Raw genomic sequence first — 22,524 nt, forward strand, 5'->3', positions numbered from 1 at the left:
TCCGCAGCCTTCTCATCCCTGTTTTTTATTGTTTTCTCCTGCTTGCCTGAAGTCTTCTTCCACTCTTTTATGCAGTCTTTTTTCGAAAATCTTGCCGACCACATAAAGCAGCAAAATGACTGCAATGACGATTGCTGTCCGCAGCGGCTGCGTGAACAACGCCCGGATATCATAGCCCACAAACGAAATGATGAAGACCATGACAAATTTTCCTGCCATTACCGTCAATAAATAATAATGGCGGCTGATATTCGACAAGCCGGCCACCAAGTTGACCAATGCGGATGGTGTAAACGGAAAGCATAATAATAAGAACAACGGGCCAAAGCCATTGCGTTCCACCCAGCGGATCAATTTCTGCACTTTTTCATGGCGCGTCATGAAATTCATGAAGCGCGCTTGTCCGTATTTCCGCACAATCAGGAAGACGGCGTATGCCCCTACTACTGTCCCAAGCCATGACAGCAAAAACCCGAACCATAATCCATACGCTGTGGCATTTGCGAAGACAAATACGAAGAGTGGCAAAAACGGCAAAAATGCCTCGAGAAATGGCAGTAAAAATCCGATGAGCGGACCGAATGCCCGGTATGATTGCGTTAATTCGATAATATTTTCCAATGAAAAAAAGTCTGCCATGTAGCCCATCCTCTGCCTCTGTTATGTGCCGTTATGTAGACGCACCAATAACCAACGAATCCTATAGAAGCATTGGAACTCGCTGGAACTGGCCGCCAATTGTTTTTTTAGACTATACTTCATAAGCCGAATTATCTTATGATAGACTATATTGATTACTTTACACTCTTTCCCCTCATTTGGAAAAGAGAAATACTTTTACATAAGGAGTTTGCCCCATGACGGAACGTGGTTTTACTGCTGGGCTGAAAGCCGGCACCAGTATTGCTATCGGCTATTTCCCGGTCGCCTTGACATTCGGGCTGCTGGCAAAGACTACCGGCTTGTCGCTCATCGAAGCAACAGCCATGAGTATTTTCGTATTTGCGGGAGCGGCGCAATATATTTCACTGTCGCTGATCACCGCCGGAGTCGCACCGATTCTTATCGTGCTGAATACATTCGTCGTTAATATCCGCCACTTTCTGATGACTGCTGCGTTAAATGAAAAAATGGAACCTGCAGCCGTCTGGAAAAAAGCGTTATACGCGTTCGGCATCACGGATGAATCGTTTGCAGTTCTCGCTATCCAGGAAGACAGCAAAGTGCGCACGTCTTTCGCAGCGGGCGTCATCGCCATCTCATACGGCAGCTGGGTGGTATTCACAGCGTTCGGCCACTTGATTGGAGCCAACCTGCCAAAATTTCTGCAGGCAGCCATGTCGATTGCGCTGTATGCTATGTTCGTCGGCCTTTTAGTCCCCTCGATGCGCGGAAACCGCAAAGTGTTCAGCTTGGCAGCAATTGCCGGAATCATCAACTCCGTCTTCTACTTCACCGGTTGGCTGTCCACCGGATGGGCTATCCTATTTTCCACTCTCGCTTCTGCCGTCATCATTGAAATCATTTCTTCGAAAGGTGTGAAAACATAATGGGCGATTGGTTTTGGTGGATGATTTTAGGCATGGCACTTGTAACTTACTTGCCGCGCGCCATTCCTTTAACATTTCTGGAAGGCCGTGAACTGCCGGACACCGTCCAGCGGATTCTGCGCAATATTCCTTACGCCGTACTGGGTGCCTTGATTTTTCCAGCGATCCTGTTTATCCAGGATGATAATATCTGGTTCGGCGCCATCGGGGCGGCGGCCGCATTCGGCATTGCTTTGGCCGGCGCCAACGTCATGCTGGTCGTGCTGGGCTCCATTGCAGTCCTAGCCGCTTACAGTCTGTTTTTCTCCTAAAAAAAAGCCGTTACTCATCTTCATGAGTTTCGGCTTTTTTCGTGCGGTGATACATCCGTGTTGCATACCAGAACCCGAATGTCAGGGAAGCAGCGTTTACGGCATATAAAAACCACGTATTGGTGTATCCTGCATAAACTGCAGCTGCGATCAATGCAACCGTTAAAATTAACCCCACAATGTGATTGAAAGTGACCCTTGTAAAGAGTACGACCAGTAGGCCAGGGATCAGCAGGGACAATAAAAACTTTGTAAGCATCGATTCCATTTTATTAGCTCCTTATTTAACAACGATGAGCCCCAAGCGATGGTGGTCATGCCGGAAAATAACGTGCTGGCGCAGCCTTACTTCCCGGCTGTGGTCAAGCACTTCAAGCCGGCAATGGGCAGCATTCACTTGGATGGCTTCATATAATTCCATTTCGTTTGATACCGATAAACCGTTGACTTTGCGAATCACTTCTCCGCGCAGCAAGCCCATCTTATGTGCCGGCGAATCCGGCAGCACGTCAATGATCATCACTCCGAGAGACTGCGGCGCAACTGCATTATTGCCTTGGCGTTCTTTCAGCTCAAAATTCACAGTAATCGCAAGGCGTCCCGCTGCACCGGCAACAAGCGCGATGAAAGCGAGCGGCTCCCATAGCAATGCCACAAGCGACAGCAAGATAATTGCCGCACCGAGCTTCCAGACGAGCCCTCCGATTGCCGGATATAAATAAATCGGCATCGTTTTTCTGGCACGGCTTTGAAAACCGAAAACCATTGGAAACAGGATGAACGAAAACATGCTTTGACCGATTGGCAGTTGCGGCCAGTATGGCGCGTATGATTCGATAAGATCTCCCGGCACAACCAGCAGCACTGGCAACAGCCACAGGCGTTTTGCTGTATAAGCTGCGGCCGCCAGCCCTCTGGAAGAGGTTTCAAGCCTTGGCGAGGCGGCTTCCGCTCCGTGCCTGCGAATCAGCAAGCCCTCGGCAACCACCATGGCCCCGGAAATCAATGCAACCGGCACAAGCCAGCCCCAATTGACCGCGTAGCCGCTATAGCTATATATTCCAAGATCCAGGATCCAGCCGTTGGCTCGGAATAACCAGCCGATGAACACAGCAGCCGATGCCAAATAGATGAACGAGCCGAGCTGATAAACGCCGGTTACCATTAGCAAAATAGCCGCCGCACTTAAAGCGATCAGCCATTCAATTGGCACAACCAACCCGATGCCAGCAAAAAGCACTGAAAAGACAAGCGCGAACAGCAATCCGTCCTTCAGAAGTCCGGCAAATTCCCGCCAGCCCCAAACTATGCGTGTCCGAAACATTTTCCGTTCTTTCTTGACTCGGAAGTAGCCGAGCATCACCGCTGCCAACAAAGCTATGTAAAAAACAGGGTTTATAAAAAATTTTCCTATGTCCAGCAACGCATCCATTATCACTTTTTACACCTTCCTATTCACAACCACTTGCATTACTTCCCATTGTACCAAAGAAACAGAGCTCACTGCACTTCTTTTTCAGTTTTCAAACGCAGCGCCAAGCTGCGATAAAATATCATCAGTTCCTTCAATTCCAGCTGATAAGCGGATTACTTGGCGCGTAACCCCAATTTTCTCTTTTTCTTCAAGGGACAACGCCCGGTGCGAAGTTCCGAACGGGTAGGAAACCGTCGTTTCCACTCCAGCCAGAGTAGGAACAATTTTGATCCAGCCCAATGATGAAAAGAATTTGGAAACATTCATTGATTCCGGCAATGCGAATGTAACAATCGCGCCCTTGCCTGGATACCAGACTTGAGCTTTGCCCTCAAGAAACGCTGCAATCGCAGCCGCATTTTCTGTCTGTGCCTTCATCCGAACCGCTAGCGTCTTGATGCCGCGGATAGTCAACCATGCTTCAAATGGGCTTAAATTCATTCCCAGGTTAACGATGCGGCTTTCAGCCAACCGAATCAATTCGGCGTCTCCGACAAGCACGCCTGCCGTCACATCGCTATGGCCACCCAAATATTTGGTAGCGCTATGCGCGACAAGATCGACGCCTAAAGCATAAGGCTGAACCGTATACGGTGTAGCAAATGTATTGTCGATCATCAGCTTCACACCGTAATGTTTTTTCAATTGCTCAAGTACTGCAAGATCTTCAACTCTTAGAAATGGATTGGTGATGGACTCACTGAAAATCAGTTTTACTTCCGGATAGTCTATCAGAATTTGTTCAACTTGGCTGAGGTCCGTGAAATCAGCAAAATGGACGGTCATTCCCAGGTGCACCAGTTCTTCCTTCAGCAAATGGAATGTGCCGCCATAAACATCTTCAGCTGCAAGGATATGGTCGCCTGCACCAGCGACGGCGAGAATCCCGGCAAGAATGGCTGCCATGCCAGAAGACGCTGCAACTCCCTGTGGAGCTCCTTCAAGATCTGCTACCGTTTGGCCGAGCGCATCAGTATTCGGATTGGCTGTCCGGGAATACAAATAGGTGCCATTTCCTTCATAATAGCCTTCCAATTCTTCTAATGAAGAAAAAGCAAAGGCTGAAGTCTGGTAAAGCGGCATCACTTTTGGTTGGATTGTGCGTTCCTTCATAGTTGCAGTATGCACTGATTTCGTGTTAATCGAGTCCATCTTCTCATCCCCTTAGTCTATAGGCGTTATGATTTGTTCAATTGTAGCTCTGTCCATCGGCCCGACAAATTTCGTCTGGACGCGGCCTTGCGTATCCAGTATATAGGAAGTTGGTATTGTCACAGCTTGGTACAACGCGCCAATTTCTCCCTTTTCATCCATCGGAATCGGGAATGACAATCCGTACTCTTTTTTAAATGTCTTGATTTTTTCCAATCCGTGGTCTTCTTTTGTCAAGTTCACGGCTAAAATTTCTACATTGTCCGCAGCTGCCTGATTTTCATAATATGTCTGCATGTGAGGCATTTCTGCCCGGCATGGCGGACACCATGTAGCCCAGAAATTTAGAATAACTTTTTTCCCTTTATAATCAGACAGCTTGACGGTTTCCCCGGCCAACGTCGTCAATTCGAAATCGGGGGCCATTTCACCTTTAGCCAGCCCTTGTTCGGTCGCCAAAAAATCAACGTCGCTGCCAAGTGCGATATTGTCGAACTCATTGGTTTTTTCAATATTGTCTTTTACCACTCCAGCAATCGCTATCCCGATCAATACCGCAACCAGTGTCAAGCCGATCAGTTTTTTCGACATTGCCTTTTCACCTCGCCTAACTTTCATCATACGTTAAACCAAGGGCTGAAATCCACTATGCTAACCACTGATTTGTGAATAAAAATAAAAACCGGCATCGCTGTCGATGCCGGCCTTTCTTATCTTAAGGAAACGAATCTTTCAGGATCGACAGCATTGGATCGTGCACCGTTCCAAGGGCCGACGTGAATTTCAAAATGGAGATGGTCGCCGAATGAACGTCCCGTGTTCCCCATTTGTCCGACACTTTGTCCCTGAGAAACTGATTGGCCAACAGAAACGCCAATCGCGTTCAAGTGAGCATAGACTGTGGCATGCGTCTGGCCATTAATCGAATGGGTTACGATGACAACATTGCCGTATCCATTCATTGAACCCGCATACGACACAAATCCGTGCGCTGCTGAGACAACATTCGTCCCTTTACTGTTTGCTATATCCACACCTTGGTGGAATTCCTGTCCTGCGCCAATATCGCGCCATCCGAAATCAGATGTGAAGCGTCCCGAAGTTGGACGGATAAAGTCTGCACTGATCGGTGCCGTATAAGATACAACAGGTACCGGAGCAGGGGTTGGAGCTGGAGCTGGAGTTGGTGCTGCAGCTGGTGCCGCTGGTGCACTTGCTGCCGGCTCAGGTTTAGCGCTCGCTTTTTTGGCTGCAGCCGCTTTTTCCGCTGCTGCCTTTTCTGCTGCTGCCTGTTGTGCCGCTGCCTGTTGTGCTGCAGCAAGCTGTGCCGCTGCTTGTTCAGCCGCCGCCTTTTCTGCTGCTGCTTTCTCTGCCGCTGCACGCTCAGCAGCTAATTTGCGCTGGCGCTCTTCTTCAGCTTTTCTGGCTAGTTCAGCCAATCGTTCCTGTTCTGCTATAATCTGGTTTTCCAGTTCTGCAGAAACTTCAATTGATTCATCGCGCTGAACAACCAAATTGGCTTTTTCACTTGCCAAACGTTTTTGTTCTGCTTGCAATTCTTTTTGCAATCCGGCTTGCTCAGCTTTCTGCCCGCTGAGTGATCCCTTCAATGATTCAAGTTCAGCGCGGCGCTGTTCCTGCTGCGCCAATTTCGTTTCGACTTGCGCTTTTTGTTCTGCAAGCAATTTTTTATCATACGCTTGTTCTTTCATGATTTCCCGATCTGCCTCAATCAACGTGTTGACAGCTGAAAAACGGTCGATGAAATCGATAAAGCTGTTCGCTCCGAGCAATACGTCTATGTAATCGACAGAACCGCCGCTCAACTGAATAGCACGGGCTCTCTCTTGAAGCAATTCCGTTCTATCGGAAATCTTGCGCTCCAATTCTTTAATCGATGCTTTCAAATCATTTATTTCGGTTACTGTTTTTTCTATGTCGCCTTCTACGCTGGAAATCTTCGCTTCGGTCTCACCGATCTTAGCTTCCAGTTCCTTAATCTGAGACAAGAGTCTTTCTAAGGTCGTCTCATTTTTTTTCATTTCCCCTGTTTTTTCAGAGATGCCTGAATTTAATTGATTTTGCTGCTGTTCTGCTTGTTGCTGTTTTTGTTCCAGCTCAGTTAATTTATCCGCATTAGCGGTCGGTATTAATACCGACAATGCTAATACAGATGATAAACTGGCCAATACCCATTTCGACTTCGAGCCCAAGTTCGTGTTCCCCCTTCGGTATACGTTCTTTCTTCTCTCTCTTATCTCGCTGTCTTCTCTATCTCTAAGTTGTAAATTATACGCGCAGGAATTTCCGGATTGACATGAAACTGCCCCAGACACCAATAAAGACGCCCATCAGCAAGATCAAGCCGCCCACTTGGTAGATGAACGGAGTAAAGCCAAGCAATTGGAATAATTCCCCACTCAATTTCGGTTGTATAAATTCGAGTGTATTATAGTAGAGTGCAGCAACCAGGCCGATTGGTATGATCGATCCCAGTAAGCCAAGCCACATGCCTTCAAATATAAATGGCACGCGGACAAACCAATTGGTCGCCCCTACAAGTTTCATGATTTCAATTTCCCGACGACGTGCCACTATCGTGATCCGGATCGTATTGGAAATCAGGAACATTGCTGTAAAGAGCAGTGCCAGTATTAATACCAAACCGACATTTCTTCCGGCATTAAGGAAATTGAATAACTTCTCAATTTTGCCTTTGCCATACTCTACTTTTTCTATGTTCTCAATTTCAGCAATCTCAGCTGCCACATTTCCCGTCTGTTGAGGATTGGAAGCTTTGACATAAAAAACATCGAATAATGGATTGTTTTGCTCAAATAAATCCAGCTCATTTCCGAAATCAAGAACAAGATCAGCTAATTCCTCTTCTTTTGTGGAATAGACTGCTGATTCCACTTCGGGTATGTCAATTATCGTCTCTTCGATGCTTTGTTTTCTGGCATCGTCCGTCTCCAATGAAACAAAGACCTTCATCTCAACATCATTTTCCAGATCATCGGCAACTTTGTTTAAGTTCATCATGATCAAAACGAAAACTCCAACAAGCAGCAAGGTTACTGTTACAGCACTGACAGATGCAAAAGTCATCCAGCCGTTGCGGCCGAGGCTTTTAAGGCTTTCACGGAAATGGCGCCATAAGGTTCTAGCTTTCATAACCGTAATCACCTCCAGCTACGTCACGGACAATCAGTCCGCCTTCTATGGCAATTACGCGATGGCGTATTGTGTTGACGATTTCCTTGTTATGTGTCGCCATTAAAATCGTCGTGCCCGTTGCGTTGATCTTTTCGAACAGATTCATGATATCCAAAGCAGTTTCAGGATCCAGGTTTCCTGTAGGCTCATCGGCAATGACCACTTTCGGTTTGTTGACGATCGAGCGTGCAATCGATACCCGCTGCGCCTCACCGCCGGACAATTCCGTCGGGAACATGCGCGCTTTATGCTTCAACCCCACCATATCCAGCACGTCTAAGACGCGTTCACGGATTCTAGACGGGGATTCTTCGATAACTTCCAATGCGAATGCAACATTTTCGTAAACATTCAACCTTGGCAAAAGTTTGAAGTCTTGGAATACGACGCCCATTTGGCGGCGCAGCATTGGCACTTTTTTGTTTTTCAATGTAGCAATGTCGATGCCATCTACGAACATTTTCCCTGATGTCGGACGTTCTTCCCGATACATCATTTTGATGAAAGTCGATTTCCCGGCCCCGCTGGGTCCTACTACATAAACGAATTCGCCTTGGTCGATTTCAACATTCAGTCCGTTGAGCGCTACAATGCCATTCGGATATTTTTTATAAATATTCTTCATTTGAATCATTTAATAACCACCTATATGAATTAAGTTTCCCTAAGCTGAGTTTTTCTAAAAAATTCCGGCAGAATCATTATAACATCCTAAACCTTTTTTTTTATTACAGTTCTGTATCAATTGGGTTTGTTGATATATGTCTATCATTATAGAAATATAAAGTAATAGTTGATTGGGCTATAACCAGCTGTTGAGAACGTCGTTTAATTTAACATATAAATGTTCTATTCGCAAATTATTATCATTTCTGTACAAAAAGAAAAAACCGGCTGATCAGCCGGTTTATTTCTTCTCGGACAGCCATTTCGCTACAGCTGTCGCTTCTTCACCTTCAATAATTTTTGCAGGCATTGCCCCACGGCCATTTTCAATGACGCCTAAGATCTCTTCTTCTGATAATCTGGCACCAACATCATTTAATGGTGGGAAGTTTCCTTGCCCTTCAAGATTTTCACCATGGCAAGAAATACAGTTTTGCTGAACAACTTGTTCAGCATCAACAGCTGCCGTGTCTCCGTTTCCTGAGTCTGCAGGCGGTGCAACAGTATCTTCTCCGCCTCCGCATGCTCCAAGAACCAAAGCAGAACCGAATAATAAAGCCATCAATTGCTTTTTCATTCTTTGTTCCTCCTCGCTTTAAGTATCTACACAATACAGTATACCAATACTATGCTCTTTTGAAACCCTCTCCCAGGACTTCTGCTGCATCAGAAACTATGACGAATGCCGCAGGATCGACATCCTTGACCAATTTCTTCAACCGGGTAAATTCAGTTTGGTGGACGACCACTAGAAGAATTGGCTTTTCAGCTTCTGTATAACCACCAGTTGCCGTCAGCTTTGTGACGCCACGATCAATTTCTTCATAGATGGCATCGCGCATTTGGACTTGTTTGTTGGTGATAATGTATACAAGTTTTGACCTGCCAAATCCGACTTGCACCAAGTCGATGGTTTTTGTCGTCACATACAACCCGACCAATGCGTATAAGCCCTTTTCAATATCAAAAACGATGGCAGCAGCAAGCACAATCAGTCCGTCTATAAGCGCGACACTAGTGCCTAGTGTAAATCCGGTATACTTCGTGATAATCTGCGCAGCTAAATCGGTTCCCCCGGTCGAAGCATTACCGCGGAAGACGATGCCAAGGCCAAGCCCGACAAGAATTCCTCCGAACAAAGCCCCAAGAAGCGGATTCAGCGTCCACGGTTCCCAAGCTTCCGTCAAGAAGACAACAAGCGGCAGGAATACCGTGCCCACTGCCGTTTTGGCACCGAAATTTCGTCCGAGCAAAATGATGCCCGCAATGAACAATGGAATATTGAACGCCCATTGAACGAAAGCTGGCTTCCAGTCGAATACGCCTTTTAAGATCGTACTGATGCCGCTCACGCCGCCTGAAGCCACTTCATTCGGCAGCAAAAATACATTAAACGAAATTGCCACAATTGCGGAGCCGACGATGATGCTGAAATACTCACCAAATATTCGCAGCAGCGGATGTGGATCTTTACGGTTGCGTTGTTTGTTTTTCATCATGATGGTTTGAATCCTCTTTCCTTAATAAGCTCTTTAACCCCGTCAGAGTATACCAAAGGAACAGTCGCTTGTGAACTTCATTAAGATAAAGCAGGTTGCCATCTAACTCACTTGGTAACGAAAAAGCCCGGAAGCGAAAAACGCTTCCGAGCTTTTGATTTGTTATAAAGAAAATCTCAAATATTCTTTTCATTGCGCTTTAGGCAGACGCTTTCCGCAGGCACCGCTTCAGCCGCTTCCCTCGCTTTGCTCAGTCCAGGGTCTTCAGCTCGCGTCGCTCTGTCGCTTTGCTCCGTCACTGCTCCCGCAGGAGTCGCCGCCTTCCGCTTCATTCAAAGTATTTCTTTATAGCGAATTATTTGTTTTATCGATAGACTTTAAAGATAAATTTGATGCTGTATCTTTCATATATTTAGACATGAAGCAAAATAGCTCCGACTCCCGTGGGATTTCGGCGCAAGCCCGCAGGAAAGCGGAGCTGTTTTGTGGAATGTCTGTTAACTAGTTAGCTTTAGCTTATTGCATTTTTGAACGCAGCAATGAATTGATGAAGCCGTCAATATCGCCATCCATGACAGCCTGAAGATTTCCGGTTTCGTAATTCGTGCGGTGGTCTTTGACCATAGAATACGGGTGGAATACGTAAGAACGGATTTGGCTTCCCCATCCGATTTCCTTTTGTTCGCCGCGGATTTCAAGAAGCTGTTCTTCCTGTTCCTGTATCTTAAGAGCATACAATTTCGCTTTCAGCATCTGCATCGCTTTCTCGCGGTTTTTGATCTGCGAGCGTTCTTGTTGACACGTTACAACCGAATTGGTTGGAAGGTGGGTGATGCGGACAGCGGAATCTGTCGTGTTGATATGCTGCCCGCCGGCGCCGCTGGCGCGGTACGTATCGATTTTCAGATCTTCCGTGCGGATATCAATTTCAATTTCACCAGTAAACTCCGGCATCACTTCACAGGATACGAACGACGTGTGGCGGCGCCCCGAAGAATCAAATGGTGAGATGCGGACGAGTCGGTGCACGCCTTTTTCAGCTTTCAAGTAGCCATAAGCATTATGCCCTTTGATGCCGAGCGTGACAGATTTCACCCCTGCTTCGTCTCCAGCCAGGTAATCCAATGTTTCCACTTTAAAGCCGCGTTTCTCAGCCCAACGCGTATACATGCGAAGCAGCATCGAGCACCAATCCTGCGACTCTGTTCCGCCTGCACCTGGATGCAATTCCAAAATCGCATTGTTTTTATCATAAGGCTCGCTGAGCAGCATCGTCAGTTCGTAATCGGCTAGTTGCGAGATGAAGGCTTTTAACTCTGAAGTAAGGTCATCATACACTTCTTCGTCTTCTTCCTCACGCAAAAGTTCAAGTGTCATTTCCAGGTTCTCCTGGGTTTCCACAAAGTTATAGTAGGTATTGACGATTTCCTTTAAGCCATTCGCTTCTGATATCACCACTTGCGCTGAATCCTGGTCGTTCCAGAAACTTGGGTCCTGCATCATTTCATCTAATTCTTGAATGCGGGCTTCTTTGTTCTCTAAGTCAAAGTGACCCCCTAAAGTCGGCCAATTTGCTGGCGGATTTGTCGAGCTCGTTGCGGATGCTTGCTAATTCTATCATTGAAAGTTCCTCCTCAAAATAACACCGAAGAGCATTCGCTCTTCGGCATGTCTTGCTTGTTATGCTGTTGTCGTACCATGACAATTCTTATATTTCTTGCCACTGCCGCATGGGCAAGGGTCGTTGCGCCCTATTAATACATCCTTGCGTGCGGGTTCTTTTCTTTTAACTGCCGCTGGCCCATCCTCTTTCGGATTGACCGCTTGGCCTTTTGCAACTTCTTCGCGTTCCAAGTTGCTGCGAATTTCAGCTTTCATGGCATATTTCGCAACATCTTCTTCGATGGCTAGCACCATTTCCTCGAACATTGCAAAACCTTCCTGCTGATATTCACGGAGCGGATCGTTCTGGGCATAAGCGCGCAGGTGAATCCCTTGGCGAAGCTGGTCCATCGCATCAATATGATCAATCCATTTTGTATCGATCGAACGGAGGAGAACGACTTTTTCGAACTCGCGCATGCGGTCCGATGTCAATTCCTGCTCTTTTTCATCGTAGCGTTTATTGACAGCCGCTGTGATGAACTCAATCAGTTCTTGCTGGTTCTTCCCTTCGAGGTCAGCCAAGGTAATTGTGTGTTCCGGCAGCAGATTCGCACCGATCAATTCGGACATCGCTTTCAGGTTCCAGTTTTCCGGTTTTTCATCAGCCGTGTGGCTATAGACCATCCGTTCGATAGAACTGTCGATCATTTTTTCCACTAACGCGCGCATATTGCCAGTTTCAAGAACTTCCATTCGCTCTTTGTAGATAACTTCCCGCTGCTGGCGCAAAACATCGTCATATTGCAGCAAGCGTTTACGTGCGTCAAAGTTGTTTCCTTCTACCCGTTTCTGGGCGGATTCTACAGAACGCGTCACCATCTTCGACTGAAGCGGCTGCGAATCGTCCATGCCCAATCTACCCATCATAGAACGCATTGCGTCAGAACCGAAACGGCGCATCAAATCATCTTCCAATGAAAGATAGAATTGCGTAACACCCGGATCTCCTTGGCGCCCTGAACGTCCGCGCAGCTGATTATCGATACGGCGGGATTCATGGCGCTCTGTGCCAAGCACCGCAAGGCCGCCCGCTTCGATGACACCTTCACCAAGTTTGATATCGGTACCACGGCCTGCCATGTTAGTTGCAATAGTCACTGCGCCTTTTTGGCCGGCATTCAAAATGATTTCAGCTTCTGAAGCGTGATTCTTGGCGTTAAGAACGGAATGCTTGATGCCTTCTTTTTTCAGATAAGCTGAAATGATTTCAGAAGTTTCGATAGCGACAGTACCGACAAGCACTGGCTGGCCATTTTTATGGCGCTCAGCGATATCTTCCGCAACCGCTTTGTATTTTCCAGCGATTGTCGCATAAATCAAATCGACCCGGTCATCCCGGATAATCGGCTTGTTGGTCGGAATTGTAATGACGTTCATATTGTAAATATTGCGGAATTCCTCTTCTTCTGTTTTCGCTGTACCGGTCATCCCCGACAATTTCGAATACATACGGAAGAAGTTCTGGAACGTGATCGTTGCCATCGTCATTGATTCATTTTGAACTTCAAGGCCTTCTTTTGCCTCGATTGCTTGGTGCAGGCCATCAGAATAGCGGCGGCCTTTCATCAAGCGTCCTGTAAATTGGTCAACGATGACCACTTCGCCGTCTTGTACGACATAATCGACATCGTTATGCATTGTCACTTGCGCTTTCAGCGACTGATTGACCGCATGGTTCAAACGAACATGTTTCATGTCGAATAAATTATCGATGCTGAATGCTTTCTCGATCTTTTCAATGCCTTCTTCTGTCAACACAACGCCTTTTGTTGTTTCATCAAACGTATAATCCGTGTCTTTCATCAGAAGGCGAGAAAACGCATTGGCTTGCATATAAAGCTGGGCCGCTTTTGCTGCTTGCCCTGAAATGATCAATGGAGTCCGTGCTTCATCAATCAGAATTGAATCGACTTCATCAATGACGGCGTAATTCAACGGACGCTGAACCATATCATCTTTATAAAGCACCATATTGTCGCGCAGGTAATCAAACCCAAGCTCATTATTCGTGCTGTATGTGACATCCGCTGCATAAGCTGCTCTTTTTTCGTCTTTCGTCAAGTTGTTCAAATTCATGCCGACCGTTAAGCCAAGCCATTCATATAAACGGCCCATTTCGATAGCATCCCGGCTAGCCAAATATTCATTGACCGTTACAACGTGAACACCTTTTTTTGCAATTGCATTTAAATAGACGGCAAGTGTCGAAGTCAAAGTTTTACCTTCCCCGGTCTTCATTTCCGAGATATTCCCTTCATGCAGGGATACTGCCCCCATAATCTGGACGCGGAAAGGATACATGCCAAGAACCCTCTTTGATGCTTCGCGTACTGTTGCGAATGCCTCTGGAAGCATTTCATCCAATGATTCGCCTTTTGCATAGCGTGCTACGAACTCATCCGTTTTCGCTTTTAAAGCGTCGTCGGATAAAGCTGCAAAATCAGCTGCCAATGCCTCGACAGTGTCAGCAGTCTTTTCTAATTTTTTCAAGTCCCGTTTGTTCGGATCGAATACTTTATTTAATACTCCAAGCATATATAACCGCTCCCTGTATAGTGTCTGGCTGTCCCTTAACAAGATGCCAAAACGCTTTTGCTATTGTGTGATAATCTACAGGCGCCATAATGCCATTGCCTCGGCGCCTTTTATTTCTAATCCATGACAAAAATTCTCATGACTCATTTTAACACTGCTAGGAACCCTGTGCAAATAAACAAGAATGCTTTAATTGGCTGGTTAAGCACATTCATCACAGAAAAAAGCCTCTCGCTAGGAGAGGCTTTTTATCGGCGTCAGCTCGTTTCGATCAAGCCGTATGTTCCATCTTTTCGTTTGTAGACGATATTCGTGCCGTTCGATTCTGCATCGGTGAAGACGAAGAAATTATGGCCCAGCATATTCATTTGAAGAACCGCTTCTTCTTCATCCATCGGTTTCAAATCAAATTGTTTCGTGCGCACAATTGTCAGATCCTCCTCGTCCTCTTCAATCGAGTCAAGGGCTCTTGCTTCGTTTTCAATCGACGCAAACGCTGTGCCTAGGCTTTCACGGTCACGGAACTTGCGGTTGATGCGTGTTTTATATTTTCTGATTTGGCGTTCCAGTTTGGCAACGATCAAATCGATAGCTGCATATAAGTCTTCATGGCGCTCTTCCCCGCGGAGTACCAGGTTTTTCATCGGCACTGTAACTTCCGCTTGAGTTTGGCTGTTATTGATCGTTTTTAAGTTGACCATAACCGTAGCATCAGTTCCTTCAGGGAAATAACGTTCGATTTTTTCAACTTTCTTTTCAATATGTTCGCGAATTGCTGGAGTTACCTCAAAGTTGTCGCCTCGAATGTTAAATAGTAGCATGTTAACTCCTCCTTCTATTAGCTTACACGGTATTATTTCTATAACTTCCCTTAACATTCCTGCTTAAAACGTGAAAAGTTTCAACTTCGTAAAGATTAGGTAAATAAATTAATAAGGAGATGAAAATTATGTTAAAAAACAAAATTGTTGTCGTCACCGGTGCTGCTCAAGGAATCGGAAAGAGCATCGCAGAGCATTTTGCAAAACAGCAAGCTACAGTCATTGCGCTGGATATTGAAGAAGTGAAAATCGACGGGGTGGAATTCCGGCGTTGCAATGTCGGAAACTTCAACCAAGTGATTGAGACATTCGCTTCTATTAACAATGACCATGGTGCCATACACATTCTCATTAATAATGCGGGCATATCCGAATTCAAATCCATATGGGAAGTGGATGAAAGGGAATGGGACAGGGTCTTGGACACTAACCTTAAGAGCGTGTTCATCTGCAGCCGTGAAGCTGCACGCTTCATGACCGAGGATATCCGTTCCATCGTCAATATGGCTTCAACACGCGCTTTCATGTCAGAACCCAATACTGAAACATATTCAGCTTCTAAGGGCGGCATTTACGCATTGACCCATTCACTGGCTGCCACTCTTAGCGAAAACAGCATCCGGGTCAACTCTGTCGCTCCGGGATGGATCCACACCGGAGATGAAAAAGACTTGCGCCCCTTAGACCACCAGCAGCATTGGAGCGGACGTGTTGGAAGAGTTGATGACATTGCACGCGCATGCCTGTTTCTCTGCGATCCGAAAAATGACTTTATTACCGGCGAATGCTTGAAAATCGATGGTGGCATGACCCATAAAATGATTTACGAACATTAAGAAAAGAAATAGGCCTGCCGGCTCGGCAGGCCTATTTCTTTTCTTTCAAAGCTTTCACTTCATCTGCGATGAACATTTCGCGGACAGCGTCCCGCGTTAAGTGGAGGCCATAAATCCAACCGCCGGCCGCTTCTTTCTTCCATATTATTAGGCAATCAGCGCTGATCCTTTCATTCGTAATGGCGAAAGAAATGTTTAAGGTGTCAGCATTGGCAGGGATTTCATCGTCAACAAACACCCGTGCTCCACAAGGCGAGATATCCAGCAGCAAACCGAATACGGAATTTTCCCGCCCTGACTTAAATTTCATGCGGACTTCTGGAGGCTTTCCAAACGCATGCCTGAAACTTTCCGTTCTGTCGAAAATCATGATTGCCCTCCTCTGCGCTTATGCCCGTATCAAGGTAAACAGCTCAATTTCACCGGCTCCCGCCATTTTCAATTCTTTTGCAGCGTGGCGCATTGTCGTGCCAGTTGCATACAAATCATCGATTAACATGATTTTATCCGGTATTTCGTTGCCATTCCACTCAAAAAGCTTTGCACTTTCCAAGCGTTCTTGCCGATTCTTCTGGCCTTGAACTTGATCTGTCTTCGACAGCAGGTGGGTAAAAGGCAATCCAGCAGACGCCAGCAGCTCGTCCACTTGCGAAAAAGTCCTTTTTTTCAACTTTTCCTTATTCATTGGAATAGGCACTAACATGGAGCTGGAATGGCGCAGCGCTTCGTTGATGTCACCTGCAAAGACTTCCGAAAGAACAACGTCCTGGAGGAATTTATATTGGTGGAGAAAGGTTTTCATCGCTTCATTATACAAATACAGGCTTTTTCCGGAATCCACCATCCCCGCATATTCTGTCCTTTCCCATTCGCTGCAGTCCCGACAGATTGCATCCCCTGGAAGTCCGCATATGCCACAGCAAGCCTTTGGCACCCTGCAGAATTGGGCTTTGCACGACGGACAGGCTGTTTCAGATAAATCACGGAAGAACAGGCTTCGCCATGTTGGCTCATGCCGCATTTTCTGATCGCATAAATAACAGTTCAGCGCATTCCCCTCCTATTGTAAAAAGTGATCATCGATTTTGCCTTGTCCATTTCCCGGGAAATACCATCGTGGAAAAAGGTTACATCGCCAGCCGGATAAGAAATCGAACGCCCAGCCCTCCCGGCAATCTGAATCAATGCGGAGGCATTAAAAAGCGCATCGTCCGCTCCGACCACCGCCACTTGTACATTTGGTATGGTAATGCCCCGCTCCAATATGGTCGACGTCAAAAGTCCGGGGATGTTTCCATTGCGCAGTGCCATAACTTTTTCCTTGCGCTGAAGATCTTTGGAGTGCACTGCTTCAATACGGGCATCCATTTTTTTGAAGAGCGGAATGCTGTGGTCAATTAATTCAATCGTCGGCAAAAATAGCAGGAATGGTTCTTTTTTGGCGATGCGTTCCTCGATCCATAACCTAAGTTTTTGAGGAATGGCGTTGCGCCTCAATTTTTTCTTATAAGCCCAAAGCGGCTTGAATACGGGCACTGGCAGGTCATGGCCATGAAAACGCTTAAAGATTTCGGATCGGTTCGCTGCCCGCTTCAATAATTTATTGGAAGGGGTCGCTGATACAAAAACAATCGGAGAATCGGGTTTTGCTGCTTTTAGTACAGCCCTCTCCAAGGCCTCGTCAAAAGAATAAGGAAAAGCATCCGCTTCGTCGACAATCATGACATCGAACGCCTTTTCGAATCTGTACAATTGATGGGTCGTGGAAATAACGATATCTGCGAATCCTTCTTCCACTGACGCACCACCATGTAGTGTATGGACAGTCGTTAATGGGAACACCCTACGGATTCTCGGTGACAGTTCCAGGACAACGTCCGTGCGCGGGGCTGCGATGCAGATGCGGAGCCCTTTTTGGAGCGCATCGAATATCGGCTGAAAGAGCAATTCCGTTTTTCCCGCTCCGCAGACCGCATAGACCAGATGATTTTCCTTTCTTGCCATGCTGTCAGCCACTTCTGTCGAAGCAGCCTGTTGAGCAGCAGTCAGCGTGCCGCTCCAATTGAATGAATGGTTCAGGTGTAGTTGGGGAGATGAGGACGCCCAGGAGATCAGTTCCGTACAGGAACTGATGCGCCCCATTTGAATGCAATGCCGGCAATACAAGCAGATGCTGCCGCATTTCGCACAATTATAAGATAGGATTTTTTGAGGGGATTTTTCCAGGCAGCGGGCGCATTGTCCGTCTGCTGTGATGCCTCTGGTGACGAGCAGGTCGCCTTTGGCTATGGCGTGTTCAATTTGTTCTTCCGAAAAAGGCGTAAAATCTTTCAGCCAGATTCTTCCTTTGAAAAATGCTTCCAATTCATCCATTCGCATCCTCCTTCCATATTATAAGTGAACTTGGCTGGTTATTTTCTAACCCAGCCAAGACCCATAGCGCCTTCACCTAAATGCGTTCCGATGACCGGTCCGAAAAAGGAAATACCGAAGTCCACTTCAGGGCATTCCGTTTTTAATTGTTCCATCCATTTTTCAGCCTCTTCCAGACGGTTGGCGTGGATCACTGTCGCCTGAATTTGGCCGCCGACTCTTAAATCCTCTTTCAGCAAGTCTCCGATTCGCTTCATTGCTTTTTTGCGAGTCCGAATTTTCTCAAAAGGCACAATCACTTTTTCATCAAAATGGAGCAGTGGCTTAATCTGCAGCATACCACCGACTATCGCTTGTGCGTTTGACAAGCGGCCGCCACGGCTCAGGTGCATGAGGTCTTCAACCATGAAATACGCTCGCATCGACTCTTTCATTTTTTCCAACTGTGCGATGATATTCGCGGCTCGTTCTCCGGAATTAGCCATTTCCGCCGCTTTTATGGCATAAAATCCTTGCATGGCACAGGAAATTTCCGAATCAAAAGAATAGACTTTTACGCCTTCCACAAGATCATTTGCTTGAACAGAGCCATTGAACGTTCCGCTGATGCCGCTTGATAAGTGGATTGAGACAATTTCATCGTGATGCTCTGCAAGTCTGCTGTACAAATTGACAAATTCGCCTAAAGGCGGTTGAGATGTTTTAGGCAATGTGCCGCTCACTTTTTTATAAAATTCATCGACATGCAATTCCTTTTCTTCCGCAAAAGACTCATTATGAAAAGTCACTTGCAGTGGAATCATTTCGATTTTTTTCACTTTCCGGACATGCTCCGGTATGTATGCAGTACTGTCGGTTACAATCGCTGTTTTCAATTCTATCAGCCTCCATTGCCAGTTTAACAAAAATAACAATATAAAAGTACATAAATATGTGGCCTCAATAGCAAGCCCTATGAGGCGAAAACAAAAAGACGGGACAGGGCGAAACTTCCGCCTTGTCCCGTCTCCCTTTAGTTCTTGCTCAGCTTTAGGCATCGCTTTAGCTTCCATTCACTCGTACCGTACGCATTTATTGGCTGCCGATAAAGTGCAGTGCGCTGACAAGCCAGTTTCCTTCTTCTTTCTTGAAGACCACTACTTGTCTGCCGGTCTGTCCTGTGCTTTTATCGGAATTCGGATCTTTCATCTCTACAGCGATTGTGGCGTATACTTCAGCGCGGCCAGCTTCGTACTTCACAATGGTTTCATCAGAAGTCGTATAAGTCGTATCAAATGCAGCAAATGCTTCTTCCAAAGCCTTTTTGTCTTCTTCCCGGTCAAAGCCTTCCGGATTTTCGGAAATTACTGTCATGTAGCGGTCCGTATCTTCCGCATTGAATGCTTCAATATACTCTTTATAGGATGCTAAAATCGCTTTTTCCTCTTCAGCGGGAACTTCTGCCTGCTGCACATTGCCTTCATCGTCCAGCGTGAAACCGACTTCCCCTCCGTCTTCGATGCCATGACCGACAGCATTATTTTCAGCTGAGGCATTGCCATCTTCCGAAGTATTGCCGTTTTCTGCCTCTTCTTCTCTATCGGAACACCCTGCTAGAACAAGGATGAGCCCTGCAGCTACTAGATATTTTTTCATCTCGCATTCCTCCTGCCGTCAATTTTGCCATAGCTCGCCACCAATTACAATGAAGAAACTGTGTCCAAACACATAGAAAAAAGCCTGCATTTTCAGCAGGCTTTTAAAGTATTTTTATCGCACTTCAACCCAGCCATTTTTAATCGCTGTGACAACCGCTTGTGTACGGTCATTCACCTGCATTTTTTGAAGGATGCTGGAAACATGGTTTTTTACCGTTTTTTCAGAAATGAACAAGGTTTCACCGATTACACGGTTGCTTTGTCCATCTGTCAAAAGCTGGAGCACTTCGCTTTCGCGTTTTGTCAGCAAATGGTATGGGCGGCGAATTTCAGTTTGATGGAATGAACCTTTGTTTTCGCGTTCGCTTAAACGGCGGAATTCCATCACTAAATTGCGCGTAACTTTCGGATGCAGGTACGATCCGCCTTTAGCCACAACTTTAATGGCTTGGATGATTGCTTCCGCGTCCATTTCTTTCAGCATATAGCCGAGTGCGCCTGTTTTCAAAGCATGTGTCACATACGACTCGTCGTCATGGATCGACAGCATAATGACCTTTGCATCCGGGAACTTCTCAATCAATTCACCAGTTGCTTCTACACCATTTTTCTGTGGCATGTTGATATCCATCAACACGACATCCGGCTGGTATTCTTCATACAATTTAACTACTTCTGTTCCGTCTCCGCCTTCAGCGACGACTTCAAACGAGTCTTCAAAATCAAGAATGCGTTTTACTCCTTCGCGGAACAATTGATGGTCGTCAATAATAATAATCTTCGTCATTATGTTGTCCTCCTCAATACCGTCTCTTAACTTTCAGTCTCCAATGGAATCTGGAACATCAATACCGTGCCGTTGCCAGGCGACGAATTGATAAAAAATTCACCGTTCACCAATTCAATCCGCTCTTTCATGCCGAGCAGACCGAACGACTGGTTTTTCACAATGCCTTGGTCAAATCCAGATCCATTGTCTTTTACGATCAGCGTTACATGGTTTTTCAACCATTCCACTTTCACTTCTATCTTAGAAGCTTTGCCGTGCCTGACTGCATTAGTTATGGCTTCTTGAACCAGCCTGAAAATGGCAGTTTCGTAATTGCCGGGAAGCCGCACTTCATTGCCGTTAGACTGAAAGTAAAGTTTGGTACCCTTGTTGTAATCTTCTGTGGTTTCAAGATATTTCTTTAATGTCGGTACAAGCCCCAGATCATCCAAGGCCATCGGCCGCAAATCATAAATGATTCTTCTCACTTCAGTGAGCGCGTCCCGCACCATTTCTTTTAATGATTTAATCTCCTGGAAAGCCAGTTCCGGTCCTTTTTCCCTGTATGTCCGTTCGATCAGGTCTGAACGGAGCAGCACATTCGCCATCATCTGGGCGGGACCGTCGTGAATTTCCCGCGAAAGCCGTTTTCGTTCTTCTTCTTGCGCTTCAATAATGCGCAGGCTATAATCTTGCTTTAGCTTGGCTTTATCGATCGCTTCACCGACATCTTCGTAATCGGAAGTCAAATAGCTCATCGTTACGTTCAGCCGGTTGACAAGATGCTCTGCGCGTTCAATCGTCTGCAAAAGTGATTGCAACCGGCGCTGCAGCCGATCCCGTTTTTGGCGAAACTGTTTTTCTTCAGCCCGGTTTTCCGCTAACTGCACCTGCAGCCCATTCGCCAGTTCATACGCTTGGCTGACTTGGCTTTCTGAGAGTGTATCAAAAAACTTTGAGACTTCTGCTAGACGCCTTCGCGCCGCGCGTGTTTTGTCTTCCAGAAGGTCGCCGGTCTTTACAATCCGCGTGATATTCGACCGGACATCTTCGAGTTCATTTTTCATATCTTCATAACTTTGGCGACTTTGTTCACTGATGACGAAAATATCCTGCTTTGAACTTTCCATTCTATCCAGGACATCGCCGAAAATGGAATCCAGTGCTTTCACATCGTATTTTTTAGCCATTTTAAAACCGCCTTAGCTATACTGAACTGTATATAGGGGTAAAATCTGTATACCTTTATGCCTGTTACGACTTAAACTAGTATATCACTTTATAAGCAAATCCATATTAAAAACACATTACATATTATCTGATTACATTTTACACCAGGAGGCATTAAAATGCGAGAAAATTACAAAACTATCGGTGAATTAAACCAATGTGAAATCATTATACAAAAATCCCGTTTTATTGGTTACGCAGCTCGCGCAGAAACCGAAAAAGAAGCAATTGATTTTATTGATTCCATTAAGGCCAAGCATCGGAGCGCAAATCATAATTGTTCGGCCTATATAATCGGCGAACATAATATTATCCAAAAAGCGAATGACGATGGGGAACCTAGTGGAACGGCCGGCGTCCCAATCCTGGAAGTGATAAAAAAACAAGGGTTAAAAGACACAGTAATTGTGGTCACCCGGTATTTCGGCGGCATCAAGCTTGGCGGAGGCGGATTGATCCGCGCATATGGGAAAACAGCCAGCGAAGCAATCCTAGCCTCCGGAGTGGTGGAACGGCGGCTGCACAGACGGATGAACGTCTCGATTGACTATACATGGCTTGGCAAAATCGAAAATGAGATACGACAATCAGAATATCCATTGGATGACATTATTTACTCTGAAGGAGTAGGTCTCCACATCTTTGTTCCCGTGGAAAAAGAAGATGAGTTCATCACATGGATCAACGAATTGACTAATGGCCAGGCTGTCATCAGCTGCTTAGAAAACAAATTTTTGGAGTTTAAAACCATTTGATCAATTATCGTTTACGTATCATTTAACTCAGTATA

The 22,524-nt window shown here is 46.1% G+C and carries 25 protein-coding genes; 4 read left to right on the forward strand and 21 right to left on the reverse strand.

What is annotated here, in order from left to right; all coding sequences use genetic code 11:
• Positions 1–12: 12 nt before the first annotated feature.
• Complete coding sequence (locus tag AC4EHJ_RS06020; RefSeq protein ID WP_490974659.1) at positions 13–639, reverse strand: TVP38/TMEM64 family protein; 627 nt, start codon at positions 637–639, stop codon at positions 13–15.
• Positions 640–857: 218 nt separating this feature from the next.
• On the opposite strand from AC4EHJ_RS06020, the gene AC4EHJ_RS06025 reads away from it, so the two are divergent.
• Positions 858–1,550: an AzlC family ABC transporter permease gene (locus tag AC4EHJ_RS06025; protein ID WP_490974660.1), complete on the forward strand. Its 693-nt coding sequence runs from the start codon at positions 858–860 to the stop codon at positions 1,548–1,550.
• Positions 1,550–1,861: an AzlD domain-containing protein gene (locus AC4EHJ_RS06030; RefSeq protein ID WP_490974661.1), complete on the forward strand. Its 312-nt coding sequence runs from the start codon at positions 1,550–1,552 to the stop codon at positions 1,859–1,861. Before AC4EHJ_RS06025 ends, AC4EHJ_RS06030 begins: the two co-directional genes overlap by 1 nt.
• A 10-nt stretch (positions 1,862–1,871) precedes the next feature.
• Here the strand turns inward: AC4EHJ_RS06030 and AC4EHJ_RS06035 are convergent, their stop codons facing one another.
• The 13 genes from AC4EHJ_RS06035 to hpf all read right to left on the reverse strand — a co-directional run bounded on the left by AC4EHJ_RS06035 (position 1,872) and on the right by hpf (position 14,889).
• Positions 1,872–2,129 (reverse strand): CsbA family protein, encoded by a 258-nt coding sequence (locus AC4EHJ_RS06035; RefSeq protein WP_490974662.1) that lies wholly within the window; start codon positions 2,127–2,129, stop codon positions 1,872–1,874.
• A gap of 12 nt (positions 2,130–2,141) precedes the next feature.
• Positions 2,142–3,293: a PDZ domain-containing protein gene (locus tag AC4EHJ_RS06040; protein ID WP_490975627.1), complete on the reverse strand. Its 1,152-nt coding sequence runs from the start codon at positions 3,291–3,293 to the stop codon at positions 2,142–2,144.
• Positions 3,294–3,377: 84 nt separating this feature from the next.
• Complete coding sequence (locus tag AC4EHJ_RS06045; protein ID WP_490974663.1) at positions 3,378–4,487, reverse strand: trans-sulfuration enzyme family protein; 1,110 nt, start codon at positions 4,485–4,487, stop codon at positions 3,378–3,380.
• A gap of 12 nt (positions 4,488–4,499) precedes the next feature.
• Entirely contained in the window at positions 4,500–5,078 is a 579-nt protein-coding gene (locus AC4EHJ_RS06050) for a peroxiredoxin family protein (protein ID WP_490974664.1), read from the reverse strand.
• 119 nt (positions 5,079–5,197) lie between these two features.
• Positions 5,198–6,700 (reverse strand): murein hydrolase activator EnvC family protein, encoded by a 1,503-nt coding sequence (locus tag AC4EHJ_RS06055; RefSeq protein ID WP_490974665.1) that lies wholly within the window; start codon positions 6,698–6,700, stop codon positions 5,198–5,200.
• A gap of 76 nt (positions 6,701–6,776) precedes the next feature.
• Positions 6,777–7,661 (reverse strand): permease-like cell division protein FtsX, encoded by an 885-nt coding sequence (gene ftsX / locus AC4EHJ_RS06060; RefSeq protein WP_490974666.1) that lies wholly within the window; start codon positions 7,659–7,661, stop codon positions 6,777–6,779.
• A complete protein-coding gene (ftsE, locus tag AC4EHJ_RS06065; protein ID WP_490974667.1) occupies positions 7,651–8,337 on the reverse strand; it encodes a cell division ATP-binding protein FtsE in 687 nt (228 codons plus the stop codon). Before ftsE ends, ftsX begins: the two co-directional genes overlap by 11 nt.
• Positions 8,338–8,610: 273 nt before the next feature.
• Positions 8,611–8,946, reverse strand: coding sequence for a cytochrome c551 (gene cccB / locus AC4EHJ_RS06070; protein ID WP_490974668.1), 336 nt, complete (start codon positions 8,944–8,946; stop codon positions 8,611–8,613).
• 49 nt (positions 8,947–8,995) lie between these two features.
• Positions 8,996–9,868: a YitT family protein gene (locus AC4EHJ_RS06075; RefSeq protein WP_490974669.1), complete on the reverse strand. Its 873-nt coding sequence runs from the start codon at positions 9,866–9,868 to the stop codon at positions 8,996–8,998.
• A 176-nt stretch (positions 9,869–10,044) separates the two neighbouring features.
• Positions 10,045–10,200 carry a hypothetical protein gene (locus AC4EHJ_RS06080; RefSeq protein WP_490974670.1) on the reverse strand — a complete coding sequence of 52 codons (156 nt, stop codon included), beginning with the start codon at positions 10,198–10,200 and terminating at the stop codon, positions 10,045–10,047.
• Between the two features lie 184 nt (positions 10,201–10,384).
• Positions 10,385–11,489, reverse strand: a protein-coding gene (gene prfB / locus AC4EHJ_RS06085) for a peptide chain release factor 2 (RefSeq protein WP_490974671.1) whose coding sequence is annotated in 2 segments (ribosomal slippage) — positions 10,385–11,413 and positions 11,415–11,489 — 1,104 coding nt in all. Because the reading frame shifts where the segments join, the coding sequence is not laid out codon by codon here.
• A 59-nt stretch (positions 11,490–11,548) separates the two neighbouring features.
• The gene (gene secA, locus AC4EHJ_RS06090) at positions 11,549–14,068 is read right to left on the reverse strand and encodes a preprotein translocase subunit SecA (protein ID WP_490974672.1); all 2,520 of its coding nucleotides are present in this window, start codon (positions 14,066–14,068) and stop codon (positions 11,549–11,551) included.
• A 257-nt stretch (positions 14,069–14,325) separates the two neighbouring features.
• Positions 14,326–14,889 (reverse strand): ribosome hibernation-promoting factor, HPF/YfiA family, encoded by a 564-nt coding sequence (gene hpf / locus AC4EHJ_RS06095; RefSeq protein ID WP_490974673.1) that lies wholly within the window; start codon positions 14,887–14,889, stop codon positions 14,326–14,328.
• 128 nt (positions 14,890–15,017) lie between these two features.
• Between hpf and AC4EHJ_RS06100 the strand changes: the two genes are divergently transcribed.
• Entirely contained in the window at positions 15,018–15,725 is a 708-nt protein-coding gene (locus AC4EHJ_RS06100; RefSeq protein ID WP_490974674.1) for an SDR family NAD(P)-dependent oxidoreductase, read from the forward strand.
• A 31-nt stretch (positions 15,726–15,756) separates the two neighbouring features.
• Here AC4EHJ_RS06100 and AC4EHJ_RS06105 read toward each other — a convergent pair whose 3' ends face one another.
• The 7 genes from AC4EHJ_RS06105 to AC4EHJ_RS06135 all read right to left on the reverse strand — a co-directional run bounded on the left by AC4EHJ_RS06105 (position 15,757) and on the right by AC4EHJ_RS06135 (position 21,694).
• A complete protein-coding gene (locus AC4EHJ_RS06105; RefSeq protein ID WP_490974675.1) occupies positions 15,757–16,095 on the reverse strand; it encodes a PilZ domain-containing protein in 339 nt (112 codons plus the stop codon).
• A gap of 18 nt (positions 16,096–16,113) precedes the next feature.
• Positions 16,114–16,569: a ComF family protein gene (locus AC4EHJ_RS06110; RefSeq protein WP_490974676.1), complete on the reverse strand. Its 456-nt coding sequence runs from the start codon at positions 16,567–16,569 to the stop codon at positions 16,114–16,116.
• Between the two features lie 200 nt (positions 16,570–16,769).
• Positions 16,770–18,098, reverse strand: a complete 1,329-nt coding sequence (locus AC4EHJ_RS06115; RefSeq protein WP_490974677.1) for an ATP-dependent helicase ComFA — start codon at positions 18,096–18,098, stop codon at positions 16,770–16,772.
• A gap of 38 nt (positions 18,099–18,136) precedes the next feature.
• Positions 18,137–18,973, reverse strand: coding sequence for a DegV family protein (locus AC4EHJ_RS06120; RefSeq protein ID WP_490974678.1), 837 nt, complete (start codon positions 18,971–18,973; stop codon positions 18,137–18,139).
• Between the two features lie 196 nt (positions 18,974–19,169).
• On the reverse strand, positions 19,170–19,733 hold the full coding sequence (locus tag AC4EHJ_RS06125) for a DUF4440 domain-containing protein (RefSeq protein ID WP_490974679.1): 564 nt from the start codon (positions 19,731–19,733) through the stop codon (positions 19,170–19,172).
• Between the two features lie 114 nt (positions 19,734–19,847).
• The gene (locus tag AC4EHJ_RS06130; RefSeq protein WP_490974680.1) at positions 19,848–20,522 is read right to left on the reverse strand and encodes a response regulator; all 675 of its coding nucleotides are present in this window, start codon (positions 20,520–20,522) and stop codon (positions 19,848–19,850) included.
• A 26-nt stretch (positions 20,523–20,548) separates the two neighbouring features.
• On the reverse strand, positions 20,549–21,694 hold the full coding sequence (locus AC4EHJ_RS06135) for a sensor histidine kinase (RefSeq protein ID WP_490974681.1): 1,146 nt from the start codon (positions 21,692–21,694) through the stop codon (positions 20,549–20,551).
• Between the two features lie 159 nt (positions 21,695–21,853).
• Between AC4EHJ_RS06135 and AC4EHJ_RS06140 the strand changes: the two genes are divergently transcribed.
• On the forward strand, positions 21,854–22,489 hold the full coding sequence (locus tag AC4EHJ_RS06140; protein WP_490974682.1) for a YigZ family protein: 636 nt from the start codon (positions 21,854–21,856) through the stop codon (positions 22,487–22,489).
• Positions 22,490–22,524 lie beyond the last annotated feature (35 nt).

The sequence above is a fragment of the Planococcus sp. TJ-301 genome (assembly GCF_058268475.1).